This window comes from uncultured Methanospirillum sp., assembly GCF_963668415.2.
Lineage (GTDB): Archaea > Halobacteriota > Methanomicrobia > Methanomicrobiales > Methanospirillaceae > Methanospirillum.
This window is the reverse complement of the sequence record NZ_CAXXDL010000001.1, coordinates 3,810,198-3,825,710: the sequence shown is the minus strand read 5'-3', so window position 1 is coordinate 3,825,710 and position 15,513 is coordinate 3,810,198. Positions and strand designations below refer to the sequence as shown.

General features: G+C 47.9%; 10 protein-coding genes and 1 tRNA gene. 3 read left to right on the top strand and 8 right to left on the bottom strand.

The annotated features are described in order from the left end of the window. Positions 1–39: 39 nt before the first annotated feature. The 3 genes from ACHZA2_RS17870 to ACHZA2_RS17860 form a co-directional block, all read right to left on the bottom strand. Positions 40–1,158, bottom strand: a complete 1,119-nt coding sequence (locus tag ACHZA2_RS17870) for an aminotransferase class I/II-fold pyridoxal phosphate-dependent enzyme (protein ID WP_319580843.1) — start codon at positions 1,156–1,158, stop codon at positions 40–42. Positions 1,159–1,207: 49 nt separating this feature from the next. Continuing rightward, positions 1,208–1,813 carry a ferric reductase-like transmembrane domain-containing protein gene (locus ACHZA2_RS17865; RefSeq protein ID WP_319580842.1) on the bottom strand — a complete coding sequence of 202 codons (606 nt, stop codon included), beginning with the start codon at positions 1,811–1,813 and terminating at the stop codon, positions 1,208–1,210. An 84-nt stretch (positions 1,814–1,897) separates the two neighbouring features. Continuing rightward, a complete protein-coding gene (locus ACHZA2_RS17860; RefSeq protein WP_319580841.1) occupies positions 1,898–2,701 on the bottom strand; it encodes a hypothetical protein in 804 nt (267 codons plus the stop codon). A gap of 221 nt (positions 2,702–2,922) precedes the next feature. On the opposite strand from ACHZA2_RS17860, the gene eif1A reads away from it, so the two are divergent. Further along, positions 2,923–3,225, top strand: a complete 303-nt coding sequence (gene eif1A, locus ACHZA2_RS17855; protein ID WP_319537553.1) for a translation initiation factor eIF-1A — start codon at positions 2,923–2,925, stop codon at positions 3,223–3,225. Between the two features lie 125 nt (positions 3,226–3,350). On the opposite strand, the gene ACHZA2_RS17850 is transcribed toward eif1A, so the two are convergent. Both ACHZA2_RS17850 and ACHZA2_RS17845 read right to left on the bottom strand, forming a co-directional pair. Beyond that, positions 3,351–3,435, bottom strand: a tRNA-Leu gene (locus ACHZA2_RS17850). A gap of 71 nt (positions 3,436–3,506) precedes the next feature. Next, positions 3,507–5,177 (bottom strand): AMP-binding protein, encoded by a 1,671-nt coding sequence (locus ACHZA2_RS17845; RefSeq protein ID WP_319580840.1) that lies wholly within the window; start codon positions 5,175–5,177, stop codon positions 3,507–3,509. Between the two features lie 199 nt (positions 5,178–5,376). Here ACHZA2_RS17845 and ACHZA2_RS17840 point away from each other — a divergent pair, with 199 nt between their 5' ends. Next, positions 5,377–5,931 carry a TATA-box-binding protein gene (locus tag ACHZA2_RS17840; protein ID WP_319540875.1) on the top strand — a complete coding sequence of 185 codons (555 nt, stop codon included), beginning with the start codon at positions 5,377–5,379 and terminating at the stop codon, positions 5,929–5,931. A gap of 31 nt (positions 5,932–5,962) precedes the next feature. On the opposite strand, the gene ACHZA2_RS17835 is transcribed toward ACHZA2_RS17840, so the two are convergent. From ACHZA2_RS17835 to ACHZA2_RS17825, 3 genes are read right to left on the bottom strand one after another with little or no spacing between them, the layout of a single operon-like run. Then, positions 5,963–8,668, bottom strand: coding sequence for a DEAD/DEAH box helicase (locus ACHZA2_RS17835; protein WP_319580839.1), 2,706 nt, complete (start codon positions 8,666–8,668; stop codon positions 5,963–5,965). Next, a complete protein-coding gene (locus tag ACHZA2_RS17830) occupies positions 8,646–9,404 on the bottom strand; it encodes a metallophosphoesterase (protein WP_319580838.1) in 759 nt (252 codons plus the stop codon). Before ACHZA2_RS17830 ends, ACHZA2_RS17835 begins: the two co-directional genes overlap by 23 nt. A 7-nt stretch (positions 9,405–9,411) precedes the next feature. Continuing rightward, positions 9,412–10,233 carry a hypothetical protein gene (locus ACHZA2_RS17825; RefSeq protein WP_319580837.1) on the bottom strand — a complete coding sequence of 274 codons (822 nt, stop codon included), beginning with the start codon at positions 10,231–10,233 and terminating at the stop codon, positions 9,412–9,414. 396 nt (positions 10,234–10,629) lie between these two features. Between ACHZA2_RS17825 and ACHZA2_RS17820 the strand changes: the two genes are divergently transcribed. Further along, entirely contained in the window at positions 10,630–15,360 is a 4,731-nt protein-coding gene (locus ACHZA2_RS17820; RefSeq protein WP_319580836.1) for a PKD domain-containing protein, read from the top strand. Positions 15,361–15,513 lie beyond the last annotated feature (153 nt).

Here is a 15,513-nt window from a genome sequence, read left to right as displayed (position 1 = left end):
CCCCTTGATTAAATCTGTGGGATCAGGGGTATGAGAATATCAGATCCGTGATTGAAGACACTGCTCAAATCTACTTAGGATCTCGGGCATATTCCGTCTTCCATAGCCAATCCTGAAATGAGGAGTTTCTACATGGAACACCGATCCCGGAAGCAGAAGAACCCCCTGATCATCACGCACCTTGTCACAGAAAGATTCGATTGATGCATCTGTCGCAAGTCTGGGAAATGCTGTGGACCCGGCAGTCGGAGCAGACCAGGTTATCTGATCGGCATATGTTTTGAAAAAGGTGTGAAGAATGCTCATATTGTCATGGATGATCGCAAGGTTTCTTCTGATGATCTGTTCCTTCTGCCTCAGTGCAACTGTTGCAAGATATTCTGAAGGACCGCTGTTACAGATTGTTGTATAATCTTTGAATGCCTGGAATTTCTTCCTGAACTCATCATTCCGGGATGCTGCCCAGCCTATTCGCAGACCTGCAAGGCCGAGCGATTTGGACATAACACCTATTGAGAGGGCTGATTCATTAAGATCTGCCATCGGTTTGAGCCCCTTACTCGTATCATGTTCAATCCCCCTGTATACCTCATCTGATACGATGAATATCGAGTGATCGGCGCAGATCTCTTCTATAGCGTGCCAATCTGATTTTGAAAACTGGTATCCGGTTGGGTTGTGGGGCGAATTTATCACCAGTGCCTTTGTCTTCGGGGTGATATGTTCATGAAGGGCTTCGATATCAAGATGCCATGCTCCGTTCTTCTCTGCCATCTGCCAGGGAGATACGTGGCAACCCAGAGATTTTGGGATTTCGTGAAGAGATTGATAGGAAGGCATCTGAACAATGACATGGTCTCCTGGTTTGAGCAGAGTGTGCATTGTAATGAAGATCGTCTCTTCAGCGCCAGATGTGACGATTACTTCATCGTCATCTACTAATTCATACCATGCCGAAATCTCTTCACGAAGTTCAGGAGATCCAGGGGCCTCTGTGTAGCCTAGTTTAAAGGTTTGAAACTCTTGTGCAGATCCTTCTTCGAGTGCAAACAGTTCCTGAACTGAAAGTGTTTCACAGTCAGAGGAGCAGAGCAGGTATGGCGCGGAAAATTCATATTGTGCCATGTACCGCTCGAGTCTGAAATCCCTGATATCCATAAGAGATATTTGATATCAGGGTGTAAATCGATTCTGGAATTAATTAGAGTTACGCTGATGTTTGGTGCTCTCTTCTATGTCTGAACATTCTTGTAATACTGGTAACAAGCACGGCAACTGCAAGGCCATTATAAAAAACCCTGATTATGGGACTCTGGAATGTCGAGCCGATAAGATTTGCATGAATGATGGCGAGGAGAAGAGCCGGGTACACAAGCCGGTGAATAATCTTCCACCTGGTGCCAATTTTTATCCTGAAGAGTCCTGCAAAAAAGGCAGCATAGATGATGATGAGTGCAACCCTTCCTCCATTTACAAAGAAGAGATATGGTGACGAGAGATCGGGGATAAGGGTTGAAGGATCTGTAGAGAGGATCAGGAATAGTATTGGATGCAGAGTTATGAGCAGGAGTCCTGATAATGCAAAAAGATGGTGGACTGGTAAAAATGGTTGTCCCAACAGTTTCCTGAGTTCAGGTTTGAAGAGGTTCATTATCACTGAACATGATAACGAGAGAAACCCCCATAGTCCGGCTATGCGAAGAATTGTATAGAGAAGCTCTCCCCCCTTATCAGCATCGATCACGATCAATGCGATGCATATGTAGATTGCTACACATGAAAAGTACAGCAGAATCCTGGTTGGAACCCTCATAGCAGAAGATATGAATCAGGGAGATATGAGGGTTATGCCAGGTCCTGAATTATCTCCAGATCTGTCTCCCGGTTGACAATTTGATCAGTTTGCCCTTACCCGCCTGATATCACTGGTTGAACTCTGATACCCTTCATCTCCACCAAAGTATGTCTTGACTTTGTACTCTCCGCGGTCATAAGGAGTAAAGGAGATAGAATATTTTCCAGACGAATCAGTTGTCGCGGTTCCGTATGTCTCCCAGATCAGGTAATCAGAGTCCTCCTCTTCTGAGCAGAAGTCGCAGCCATATGGCGGTATTGCGACCAGGTATTTTATCTGCCTCTCTGGAACACCTTTCCCTTTTGAGTCACGCAAAAAACCAAAGAGGTTAACATCTTCACCCACACTCACCGGTGCACCATATGAGTTCAGGGTGTTGCTTGTTGAAAGCGAGATAGCACGGGGTGAAACTACAATGTCAGATGATGCACTGATCTCATCACTGTACCTGACTGATATAGTCCACGTACCGGTAACATCGGTCGGAATCGAATACGTGAATGTTCCATCATCTTTTACCGGTACCTGCGTGAATGCATCAAACTTGCTCTTTTGTGGTGCTTTTAAGATAAGTATGGCAGAACCTGGATTCAATCCCAGAATAGCTTTGTCAACCGTTGCGTGCAGAATGATTGGATCGCCTACTTCTATACTTGCTGACTCCGGAATTAGTGAAATATAGGGAGATCCAATCTGATTATTCTGGGTATTATTGATAGCAGTATTTACCACCGTATTTACGGTTCCGGTTGTACTGACATTTGCTGCCGAACTGACCGCTATCAGGCTTGCAATAAGAAGCAGGCTTAACAGGATGAATTGTTGAATATGTAATCGTGAATGCATTTTTTCCTCAACCAACACGTATAGGATCATCTCTGTTCTAATCTCATAATGTATCTGATCACTGGTTTACCATTAACCTCAGTTTTCGGTTCTAAAAATCTATTGTGAATCAGATATATTAAAAACACATGACCACTGATATTATTCATAATTCTGGAGATGGTTGGATTAGTCCTGTAGAGAATACCCCTGATGCTAATGCCACGCCCGAATCAGGGAGCATGAATTATGAGCGTCCGGACGGAACAGTAGAGACTATCCGCGTTCGGTTGCCAAAAAAGAATAATCGGGAACAGTTTGGTCTTGCAGAGTTGATGATGGGTGCAAATCACATCAGGATCCGTTGTTTTGACGGAGTCACCCGCATGGGCAGGATCAAGGGGAAGATCAAGAAACGTGCCTGGATCAGGGAGGGCGACATTGTAATCATAACTCCATGGAGTTTCCAGGACGAAAAATGCGACATCTCATACCGCTACACACCGCCACAGCGTGACTGGTTAAAGCGGAATAAATATATCTAATCTTTTTTCTTTTGTGCTTTGTTCTAACCTTACTGTTACGAACATTACGAATTAACTGTCAGGAAGCCGTGGTATCGTACTAATATAAAATTGAGAGAAAAATATGATATTAAAAAGAGTTCAGATGCGAGGAGCCGGATTTGAACCGGCGAACGACTTCTCGACTAGGCCCTGAACCTAGCTCCTTTGACCTGGCTCGGAGATCCTCGCGCTATTACAAGTGGACTCTTCTCTTTATTATAACTTTTGAAATAATAGGGGTGAGATGATATTAATGCAGATTATTGTGACTGCTGATATCGCTTCATTTCTCGGTCCCGAAGCTCGGCACGCTTGATCTTCCCTGACAGTGTTTTGGGAAGTTCTTCCATATATTCGATAAGCCGTGGATATTTGTATGGAGCAGTCACGCGTTTCACATGCTTCTGGATCTCTTTCGTCAGCTGATCTGACGGTTCGTACCCAGGCTTGAGCACGACAAATGCTTTAACCAGCATTCCCCTGAGTGGGTCAGGTGATCCGACAACTGCAGACTCCTGAACAGCCGTATGCTCCTGGAGAGCACTTTCAACCTCGAACGGGCCGATACGATAGCCTGAGCTTTTGATGACGTCATCGTTCCGGCCAACAAACCAGAAGTACCCGTCATCATCCATGTACGCTTTGTCACCGGTATAGTAGAACCCGTTCTGGAATGACTCTGCATTTGCTTCAGGGTTGTCAAGATACTCGGTTACAAGCCCGACCGGACGTGGATTGAGTCCGATTGCAATCCGGCCCTCAACGCCGGGCTCCACCTGTTTGCCTTCATCATCATGAAGTTCAATATGCCAGCCTGGGGAGGGTTTTCCCATGGATCCGGGTTTGTGGGTCATACAGGGAAATGTTGCAATACATGCACATGTCTCACTCTGCCCATATCCTTCATAGATTGGAAGTCCTGTCTCTTCTTTCCATATCCTGATAACCTCCGGATTCAGGGGCTCTCCTGCCGAAATACAATGTCTGAGTGAGCGGAGATCATACTTGGCCAGGTCTGCGATGATCAGCATCCGGTAGATTGTTGGAGGGCAGCAGAATGTTGAGATCTCATATTTTTCGATCAGGGGCAGCAGCTCGGTAGCTTTGAACTTGCCCCTTGCATCATAAATAAAAAGACATGCTCCTTCTATCCACTGACCGAATATCTTCCCCCAGGCACATTTAGCCCACCCTGTATCTGATGATGTGAAGTGAAGATCATTGGAGTTGAGATCCTGCCAGAGCCGTGCAGTAACAATATGACCCAGAGGATACCCGTGGTTGTGAAGCACCATCTTCGGCTCTCCCGTGGTTCCCGAGGTGAAGTATATGAGCATCGGGTCAGAAGAGTGGGTCTTCTGCAGTACTGGCATGCTGATTGCAGATCGTGAGACCGGAGCTGGATACAGAAGTTCGTACTTGTAACTGATCCAGTTTGGAAGTTCTCCGTCTATCAGCATCCTGTGCTTAAGCGATGGACAGAACCTGCAGATCTTCTCCACCTTGTCAGAGTTCTCCATGTCGGTGACAAGCATGCTGAACTTTCCGGCATTGACACGATACTGGAGATCCTTGGCGGTAAGCATCGTAGGTGACGGACAGACAACTGCACCGAGTTTGATCAGTGCGATGACAAAGATCCACCACTCCGGAACCCGGTGAAGCATGAGCATGACATGGTCACCTTTCTTGACCCCGTACTTGATCAGAATATTGGCTGCTTCGACCGAGAGGTTACGCAGATCACGGAAGGTGTACTTCTTCTCCTGCCCCTCCTGGTTCACCCATATCATTGCAAGTTTGTTTCGATCTACTTCAGCCCAGTGGTCGATGACATCAAAGCCGAAGTTGTAAAATTCAGGAACATCAATCCTAAAATCACGAACCGTATCCTCGTATGAGGTCATCCGGTGTGGAATCTCCTGCTTCATACCTTCCCATAGGTAGGTGGAGAGCAGTTAAGATACTATCAGGATGGTGTACAAAGGAACCATGGTGAGTATATGAATCAATATAAATAGCCGCTTTAGATCAAATGTCTGGTAATTCAGGTAAAATCGGATGATATGGGCTTTATTTGATGATAATTACCATTAGTATTATGATATGGCAGATCACATCATATCTGCAATGGAAGAGAAACAATACGAATCCCTGAAGATCGAAAATATTGTTGCTTCAGGGGCAATCGCTGACTCTATTGATCTTGAGGTGATCTCCAATAATATCGAGAACTGTGAACTCAATACCAAGCGTTTTCCCGGGGCAGTGTACCGGATGGAGAACCCCAAGATCGCTTCCCTTATATTCTCCTCTGGTAAAGTAGTCCTGACTGGTATCAGAGATAACCAGTCACTCGAGGTTGGGCTCAAACTTATTATCGGTAAGATGAAAGAAGCGGGCATTGCCTGTTATGATGAACCACGGGTTGCAGTCACCAACATCGTCTGTTCATATGATATTGGGAACAAGATCAACCTCAACAAAGTGGTTATGACCCTCAGTCTCGAAAATATTGAGTACGAGCCTGAACAGTTCCCGGGTCTTGTATATCGTATTGCAGACCCGAAGATCGTTGCACTCCTCTTCTCTTCCGGAAAGATCATTCTGACCGGAGGGAAAAATATGGAAGATATTAAGCGTGGGTTAGCCTTCCTTGAGCAGAAACTTGGCAGTATAATGTGACCGGCATAGCCGGATGATACCCTATCTTTTTTTATGACTGCCAGAACCTGTGAGTTCTGATAAAATTTCTTTCAGCTTTAAGGATCTCACGATACAGTGCATCCCCATCAGTCCAGGTTGCAAGGATTCGTGATGCGGTATCAGGGCCGACCCCTTTGGCTGCAAGAACCAGCACTGCCTTCTTCCCGCTTGACAGAACAATGTTTGCGTTTCTTATCAGGCGGCGTTCTATCTCCTTCTCCTGTGTATCTTTGTTCTTCTTGTTCGCCAGGTTGTACTGCTCCTCTTCGTATGGTTTGAGTGCTGCAATGAGTTTTGCATTGCAATGTCCGCATACCGGGTGATCAGGAACACGGTCTACCACGGTCCTGACTTTCCATTTCCTACAGTTCATACAGGCGAGGATCACTTCCTGCTTTGCAAGCCTGTGTTTGATTGTGGCGATGACAGCCTGATCCGCTGTAGGTGGTGGGATCTGGTCCCGGTGTGAAAAGATCCCTGAAGCACCGATCATACTTGGAGGACCCAGTACCAGACTGATGGTGCCGTCTTTTATAGCGGTAACGATCTCTGCTGCATGGGTTACGTCCATGTACCTGGAGAAGAGTTCCCGATATGTTTCTGCCTGAATTGCAGGCATTGAGAGGAGTTCTCCTAGCCTGTGCATACTCAGGCGTTCAAAATCAGCGTCAGCATCTATTGCACCAAACTTTTTTGCGATCTGCACAAGTTTCCACTTAAAGAGAGACGTTCGTTTCAATGCAACTTCGAGGATGGCTCGGAGGTGTTCAGGTTCAAGTCCTGTTATGATCGTCTGTACATCACCTGCCACAACTTCTCTTGGAAGTCTAAGCAGGATCCGGTATGCATCAAGTTCTATGCCGACTGTCGTTCCCCAACGGGCAGAGGTCAGGATCGAGATGACCCGACCGAATGCCTCGTTGGTCTGGTGTCCGGCACACAGGTTGATCACAACACCCTCCGGGATCTGTTCGAGGGTGATGATCTGGTCAGTAGGAATAATCCCCCTGTTGTTCTCAACCGCAGAAAGGTAAGCCTCTGCATACCTGGTTACCGCCGGGTCAGATGAGTAATCACTGAACATCCGGGTTCGTCTGAGTGCCCCAACCTCTCGAGCGACGTCGAACGGCACCGGGATCTGTTCACCTTCCCATGATGGAAGTTCACCCTCAGCATTTTTTGCAGGCTCGACAGTGATCTTTCCCTCTTCCATCTCAAGTACTCGCCAGAGATGACCCCGGGCGATGAAGACTGCACCAGTGTGCAGGTAGGTGACCACAAACGATTCGTCAAGAGAGCCGACGTTCCGCCTTGAGACCATATCATAGATCGGGAACTTGCGTTCATCAGGGATCATCGAGAGGTTGTTGGAGAGGTATTTGCGAGCTCTTCCAGTTGTGATAACCCTGCTTCCATCCCTTCTCAAAATATAATGTTCAGCAAGCTGTGAGATTATCGTGGGAACAACGGATTCAGCATCCAGACTGATGACTGCTCCCGAAAGGATTGAGATGATATCATCAGTCTGGATCTCGCCGTACTCCACCGCCATTGCTGCTATCTGGTTTGCAATTGCATCTCCTGCCTGATAGGTAGGTACCACCTCTTCCACCTGACCAGCCAGTGCCCTCTTTGTGATCACCAGTGATTCAGCAAGGTCGTCAAACCCGCTTGCGATGATAGTCCCCCGGGAAACTTTTCCGATCTGGTGGCCAGCTCTGCCGACCCTTTGCACGAGCCTGCTCACCTCTCGGGGAGAACCAAACTGGATGACATGATCCACGTGACCGATATCAATCCCGAGTTCCATCGAGGAGGTGCAGATAAGTGCTCTGATCTCACCCCTCTTGAACCGCTCTTCTGCTTCTATCCTGACATCCCGGGAGAGAGAGCCATGATGGACATCTATTCCTCCGTCTTTGAGAAGGTTCAGCCCTAATGATTCTGCTGTGGCACGGGTGTTGACAAAGATGAGTGTCGGCGGTCCTTTTTTTATGTGATTTCGGATGAGGTCGACCTGATCCTCGAACTTCTCGCTGGTGAGTTCTACTTTGATCGCGATATGTTTGGTAACCGGGACCTCGACAATAGTGAAGGGTCGTTTTCCGGTCATGAACCGTGCAACCTCTTCAGGATTTCCAACCGTTGCCGAGAGTCCGATACGTTGGAACTCACCAGCGTACCTTACCAGACGTTCCAGGGCAATACTCATCTGTGCTCCCCGTTTCGTTCCAGCGAGATCATGAATCTCATCGAGGATCACGAACCTGACCTGTTTCAGATGTTCACGCAGGCGCTTGCCCATATATATTGCCTGGAGGGTTTCAGGAGTGGTTACCAGGAGGTCAGGTGGTGAGAGTGTCTGTTTTCTTCGTTCACTCTGGGTTGTATCACCATGCCTGACACCCACCGTGAATCCGAGTCTGTTGCACCACCACTCCATCCTCATGAGAATATCACGGTTCAGTGACCTGAGCGGTGTAATATATAATGTAGTAAATCCCTTTCCACAGCCTGCGCCTGCAGAGAGCATCTGGTTAAAGACCGGGATCATTGCACTCTCTGTCTTTCCCGTACCTGTCGGGGCGATCAGAAGAAGGTGCTCCCCTGCCAGGACCCGGGGTATGGCACGTTCCTGGACCTCAGAGAATTCATCAAATCCACGTTCCGCAATGCATGCGGTTATTCGGGGATCAAGTACAGCCCGGGTGCTCATGTCTGATTACAGAGGAGAGTTCACCACCGTATGTGCCATCAGCAAGGAGGCACTCGGCGGTCTCGATCACAACTGCACGCGAGAGAGGGGAGAACGGGGATCTGAACGTCTTCTCGATCCCGTATCCTGAGAACTCGTTGAATGCAGGAACCATCAGGATTCGGGTCTTTGTATCATCTGACTGTGGAGAATCAAAGACTTCGTTACGTAATTCTGCCAGAACATAGCAGGGAGATCTGAGAGCAATCCCCACTTCATCAGTAAGGGATGCAACAGGGTGATGATGCCCGGTCAGGATCAGATGCCCGGCGAGAGACGGGTCCGGTCGGGTGTGCCCGTGCATTACTCCGACACCATCAAGGATTGAACCTTCTTTTGGAAGAAGTTCTTCGGGTTTCAGGAATTCCTCGATCCCGGGATCATGGTTTCCCGGGGTCACTCTGATCGTGGTATGTTTTCTAAGATTAGAAAAGAGGGATGGAAGTTCACGAAATTCCTGCCATGAGGTACCCGGAACCCGGTGTTTTACATCCCCAAGCATCAGAAGGATATCAGGTGATATCTCCTGCACCAGGTCACTCAGACGATCAATTCTTTCTTTCCCTCTGCTCTGAAGATGGACGCCATGAAGCCTCAAATCTGACTCGATACCCATGTGGATATCTGCCACTACAAGAATTCGCTGCTCCCCGGTGATCTGGATTGCCGGTCCTGAGGGAAAGTATTCAGTCTCCATGAACCTCTCAAAGGATCTTGATAAAACCTGAAGAGGGCTGGTACAACTCGTCCTCGGCAATCAGGGCTCTGATTGTATCGAGCAGGAGAGACTCGGAGATCTTCTCCTTCTGTGCAAATCCTGTCAGTTCCTGTACTGATACTCCTCGTGGACCCGAATGCTGCCTGATGAGTTGCACCACCTGCTCACTGACATTTTGTTCTTCAGTCGAATCCCTGCCTGAATCTTCGGTCTGGTCTGGAGCAACTTTGACCTGACCTGTAGCCCGTTCAACAACTCCTGCAAGAACTTTTAGTTGTCGTGTACTGGTCCCATACCTGGTCATGAGCCTGCGTTCCTCTTCACCCGGGGTTTCCCCGGCGAGGAGTTCTGCAAGCCGTTTCAATCTTTTGAGCGTGAGGAGTGATGTTCGAAGAATCCACTGGTCGCGAGCCTGCCGATCTGACTGGTGGATAGTATCAAGTATCAGTCTGAACCCGGATTCTCCCGGTGTGGAATCCGTTTCAATAGTTGCAGTTACCGAGACAAAAGTCGGTGTGGTGAATGTATCCAGAACCGCTATCAGGTCAGGTGTTCGAGATCTGATTGCAAAAACAAAAACACCGGTAGGATCTGCAACCCTGATGAACCACCCGGGTTTTCCGGTTCTGTTGATCTCTGTCAATGCTCCGCAGCAGTACAATCTGGATATATGTGCTCCGGAAGGAGTGATGAGTTCTACTGACCTGCTCTCTTTTCTCCTGACTACGAGGTCGGTCTGCTGAATCTCAAGGGCAAACACCCTGCTGCAGGTTTGAATTGTTGGGACAGACGATTCTGGATTTTTCATAAATTATGAGTTGAATTGCAGGTCTCTACTGCAATGATATTGCTTAGTTCATTCTCCCTGAGCAGATACATATCTTAGTGGCATCTCCCTCATGTATCGCTGATCATCTTTGCAATTTCTATATGAAACAGATATTTTCTCTTTCTCAATAATGAAAGAGGTGTTGAATACTAAAATCTGCGCTACTATATAATCCTAAAAATATTTTCGATCGTTAATATCGTATTTTGACTTCGGATATTTCGATTTGACGTTACATCTGCTCTAATTTCCAACAATTATATATATGTTCTGGATAAAACCAGTGGTTAAGTATCGCGGGAAAGCCGGGGGCATCATTGATACCTCAGGTGAAGTCAACTGCGTATACCGTATGTTCTGACGCGGGTTATTCATATGATGGGGAATGTTAAGCCAGTTTGGTACCTCGTTCTGACCATTCTTCTCGTTGCAGGTATGCTCCCTGCAGCAGTTATGGCAGAGGGAGGAAACAAAACGGCAGGGGAGGCTGTCATTGCCTCGATGCCCATTTTGTTCATTCCGAATGAAGGGCAGTTTGAAGATAATGTATCGTATCAGGCTCAGTCGTCACCTGATCAGGTGATCACGGTATTCAAAAATGGTATTGAATTCAGCCCCGCTGGCAACAATACAACGACAGTTAAACCAGTCTTTGTAAAACTTGTCGGAGCTGAAAACAGTACCAGTATCATCGGGTTAAACCCGGTGAATGGAACCGCGAACTATTATTATGGTTCTGACTCATCAGCCTGGAAAAACGGGATCAACCTGACTACTGAAGTCCAGTATACAGAGCTCTATCCGGGTATTGCCCTGAATTTGTCAGGGAAAGGAGGAAACCTGAAGAGTGAGTACGTGGTTCAGGCGGGAGCTGATCCGGCTGTAATTAAATTAGAATACTCAGGTCAGGAGTCTCTTTCCCTGAATCAGTCAGGAGATCTGATCATCAAGACTGCCGGACGTGATATTGTAGATCAGGCACCTGTTGCGTATCAGGTGATCAATGGATCTAAAGTTAATGTTGACTGTTCATACAAGATCGGAGCAGAAAACACAGTAACATTCACGCTGGGATCTTACAACAAGGAAGAGACACTGGTCATCGACCCGGTTTTGAGATATTCACTGTACTTTGGTGGAGAGGGTCGTGATCAGGGTAACTGTATTGCTGTTGACAATGATGGATATGCATACTTTATCGGGACAACCTGGTCTGACCACCTGAAGTACCTCAAAAACCAGACAATGACCTCTGGTGTGAGTGCACAAGGACTTGCTCCGGGGAGTGTCCAGCCATATTACGGTGGTGGCGACAAGGATGCATTCATCATCAAGATCAATCCTGACGGGACCGATCTCGTATATATCTCCTATATCGGAGGCAGCGGTACTGACGAAGGAACCGGTCTTGTCATCGATAAAGAAGGCAATGCCTATATCGGTGGTGGCACAAACTCCGCTGATTTCCCTGTCAAGAGTGCATTTAGAAACAAGATCTCAGGCGGCTATGATGCATGGGTAGCCAAGCTTGACCCAAGTGGTAAAGATCTAGTCTTCTCCACCTACGTTGGTGGAACATCTGATGACTTCGCGTACGGGATTGCGATAGATGATAAAAAGGATGTTTTCATTACCGGTGAGACCAAGTCCTGGGATTATCCTGTTGTAAACAGATACCAGTTATCCCCGTTCGGTGGCCTGAGTGACGCCTTTATCACCAAGCTGGTTCCTGAGGGCAACTCTATCGCGTACTCCAACTTTATCGGTGGGAGTGCAAACGAAGCCGGAAGTGCGGTAACCATCGATCCGAATGGGTACGCATGTATCGTCGGACAGACTGAATCACCCAACTTCCAGGTTATCAAACCGTACCAATCCAAGTTGAAAGGAACATTCAACGCATTTGTCACAAAGTTTGATCCTGAAGGAAAATACCCTGCAGCCTATTCCACCTACCTTGGAGGAAACAACTGGGATGATGGAAAAGGTATCATTGCACATCCCGATGGATCACTTACTGTTGTCGGTTCAACAAAATCATCTGACTTCCCGACTGTAAATCCGATTCAACCACAGTTAAAAGGACTTCAGGATGGGTTTATTGCAACCCTGACTGCTGATGGATCAGCATTAAACCAGAGTACATACTTCGGAGGTTCAATGGTTGATTCCATCAGTGCAGTTGCTCAGGATGCCACCAACAATATCTATATTGTCGGAACCTCCGATTCACCGGATCTTCCGGCTACCCTGGCATACCAGTCCAAACTGGGTGGCAAATCTGATCTGATGCTGACCAAGTTCAATCCAATCATCAGCCAGATCGAATACTGTACCTACCTCGGTGGGTCAGATATTGATGAAGGCAGAGGGGTTGCAGTCACGGGAGAAGGAGATGCGTATATGACCGGATATACCACCTCAATAAACTTCCCCAAGGTCTGGCCGTACCAGCAGAACTATGGTGATGGTGATCGCGATGCATTCGTTGCAGTAATCTCCAACCACGATATGATCCCGGTGACCGACTTTGTCGGTGTTCCGACCGAAGGAGACGCCCCGCTGACTGTGCAGTTTACTGACACCTCACTTGGTATTCCAACCTCATGGGCATGGGACTTTGGAGACGGTTGCAACTCTTCAGAGCGTAACCCCGTTCACATCTATGAGAAGCCAGGTGTCTACACAGTCTCACTCACTGCAGCCAACATCGTATCCACTCAAAAGAAGACAAAAGAAAACTACATTACCGTTCGCGAACCGGTGAAACCACCGGTTGCAGACTTTAATGCAAACCCGCAGTCCGGTGTTATCCCGCTCAGTGTCTGCTTCACTGACCTGACAACCAACCAGCCTACCTCATGGTCATGGGTCTTTGGTGATGGTGGAACCTCACAGGAGCAGAACCCGACTCATGTATATACGGTGGCAGGAACCTACACCGTTAATCTGACTGCAAGCAACAGAGCAGGTTCATCCTCAAAGGAGAAACCGCAGTTTATCAATGCACTGCCGGATGTCATCAAGCCGGTAGCAGACTTTAATGCAAATCCGACAACCGGTAATGCACCACTGCTGGTTAACTTCACTGATCTCTCAAAGAATAACCCAACAGCATGGAGATGGGACTTTGGAGATGGGCAGACGGCAAACCAGCAGAACCCGACCCATCTCTTCACCAATCCGGGTGTCTATTCAGTCACCCTGAACGTGAGCAATACTGCAGGATCAGACCAGATAACCAAGCCGAATCTGATTAATGCTACAAAGGCCGGAAGTGCACCTGTTGCACAGTTCAGAGGAAATCCGACCGTAGGAGTTGCACCGCTCACTGTGAGCTTTACCGACCTGTCAGGTGGTAATCCGACCAAGTGGGTATGGAACTTTGGAGACGGTTCAACCTCTGAAGAACAGCACCCGGTCCATGTGTATCAGGCAGTAGGCGAGTACACGGTAACCCTGACTGCCAAGAACGAGTTTGGAGAGAACACGAAAGTGCAGGAGAAGTACATTCATGTCCTCGAGAAACCGGTTCCACTCAAGGCAGCCTTTATGGGTGAGCCGACATCCGGTATTGCACCACTGAATGTCAAGTTCACTGATCTCTCTACCGGAAACCCAACCGGATGGCTCTGGAACTTTGGTGACGGTACCAATGGAACCGACAAGAACCCGAACCATGTCTACACCCAGCCCGGTGATTACACAGTCCTCCTGACAGCGATCAGGGGCGATGACCGTTCAACAGAGATCAGGTACAATTATATCCACGTCGACCCGGCTGGAAAACCACCAGTACCGGACTTTGTGGCCTCACCAGTGAACGGCAAAGCACCGCTGACTGTCTGTTTCACAGATCTCTCATCCAACAATCCGACTGCATGGAAGTGGGACTTCGGAGACGGGCAGGCCGCAGTCGAGCAGAACCCGACTCACGTCTTCCAGACACCTGGAACATACACGGTATGCCTTGAAGCATCCAACGCATTCGGATCAGCAAAGGCATGTAAACAGAACCTTGTAACTGTTACAGAAGCCAAAGAACCAGCGTTTTTCTACGGTCACATCACCGTTGAAGGGGATCAGGCTCCATGTGACACGATCGTCGAAGCACGGGGTAACGGTATAGAGACTGGTATTGCAGGAAATCCAACAAAAACTGTTGAAGTAGGAAACTACGGTATTCCAGACCCATTGAAGGTACAGGGAACCATCAAGAATGGTGAACTGGTAACCTTCTGGGTAAAGACTCCGGGATCAGCAGAATTTGTAAAGGCTGAATGCTACGACCTCTATGGAAAGGCAAACTGGACCGACTCGTATCCGTTCCGTGGTGGCGAGAAGACCCGGCTTGACCTCCGTGTCGGTGGAGAAGGTATTCCACCAATGCCGGTTCTTCCACACGAGTTCTTTGGAGAAGTGACCTTCAACGGCCAGCCACTTCCGGTTGGATCAACCATCTCCGTGAAGGGCGACAACATCATCGAAGGACATGTTGGCAATCCGCTTCCAGTCACCTCACCCGGTGTCTACGGATTTGAGAAACTACAGCGTCTTGTTGCCCAGGGAGATCTGAAAGGTGGACAGCCACTCACCTTCTGGGTCACTCCGACAGGAACTAACGAGGCTATCCAGGCACAGGTTAGGGATGTAGAGTCAGGCGGAGACTGGGCAAGTTCATACCCATACTTTGAGGGTGGACTGACCCGGCTCTCACTGCGTGCTGACGGAGGAAAACCTCCGGTTCCCACAACTCCTATGACCGTGTCCGGAACCGTTATGATCTTTGATCATCCAGCACCATGCGGATCGCTTGTCACTGCTGATGGAAGCGGAGTAAAGATTGGTATTGAGAATAACCCGGTTCAGGTGAACGTGGCAGGCAAGTATGGTGATCAGGCCAAACTTACTATCCAGGGAGATATTCCTGGTGGTTCACCAATATCGTTCAAGATCTATGATGCACAGACCGGCCAGGAGCATGTGGCAGAAGTGAAGGATCAGAACGGCCAGTGGGTTAAATCATATCCATTCACAGCCGGCAGTGATGTCGTTCTTGATCTTCGTACCACTGGTATTATTCCAATGGCAGTGAATTCATCATAACCAACTCCTCTTTTTTGTCTCTTCTTTTCCAGCGTTTCTGATATTTTTTATCGCCTCTCACCTCAGTGTTGAAAAACATTTTCAATATGTAATGCAAACTTTACTTTGTAGAATTACCTACAAATTACTCCGTTATTACCCTAACTTAATCGA

Bases quoted from the DNA above. Each gene is read 5' to 3' on its own strand.
- ACHZA2_RS17870 (WP_319580843.1), bottom strand. From the start codon at position 1,158: ATGGATATCAGGGATTTCAGACTCGAGCGGTACATGGCACAATATGAA.
- ACHZA2_RS17865 (WP_319580842.1), bottom strand. From the start codon at position 1,813: ATGAGGGTTCCAACCAGGATTCTGCTGTACTTTTCATGTGTAGCAATC.
- ACHZA2_RS17860 (WP_319580841.1), bottom strand. From the start codon at position 2,701: ATGCATTCACGATTACATATTCAACAATTCATCCTGTTAAGCCTGCTT.
- eif1A (WP_319537553.1), top strand. From the start codon at position 2,923: ATGAATTATGAGCGTCCGGACGGAACAGTAGAGACTATCCGCGTTCGG.
- ACHZA2_RS17845 (WP_319580840.1), bottom strand. From the start codon at position 5,177: ATGAAGCAGGAGATTCCACACCGGATGACCTCATACGAGGATACGGTT.
- ACHZA2_RS17840 (WP_319540875.1), top strand. From the start codon at position 5,377: ATGGAAGAGAAACAATACGAATCCCTGAAGATCGAAAATATTGTTGCT.
- ACHZA2_RS17835 (WP_319580839.1), bottom strand. From the start codon at position 8,668: ATGAGCACCCGGGCTGTACTTGATCCCCGAATAACCGCATGCATTGCG.
- ACHZA2_RS17830 (WP_319580838.1), bottom strand. From the start codon at position 9,404: ATGGAGACTGAATACTTTCCCTCAGGACCGGCAATCCAGATCACCGGG.
- ACHZA2_RS17825 (WP_319580837.1), bottom strand. From the start codon at position 10,233: ATGAAAAATCCAGAATCGTCTGTCCCAACAATTCAAACCTGCAGCAGG.
- ACHZA2_RS17820 (WP_319580836.1), top strand. From the start codon at position 10,630: ATGATGGGGAATGTTAAGCCAGTTTGGTACCTCGTTCTGACCATTCTT.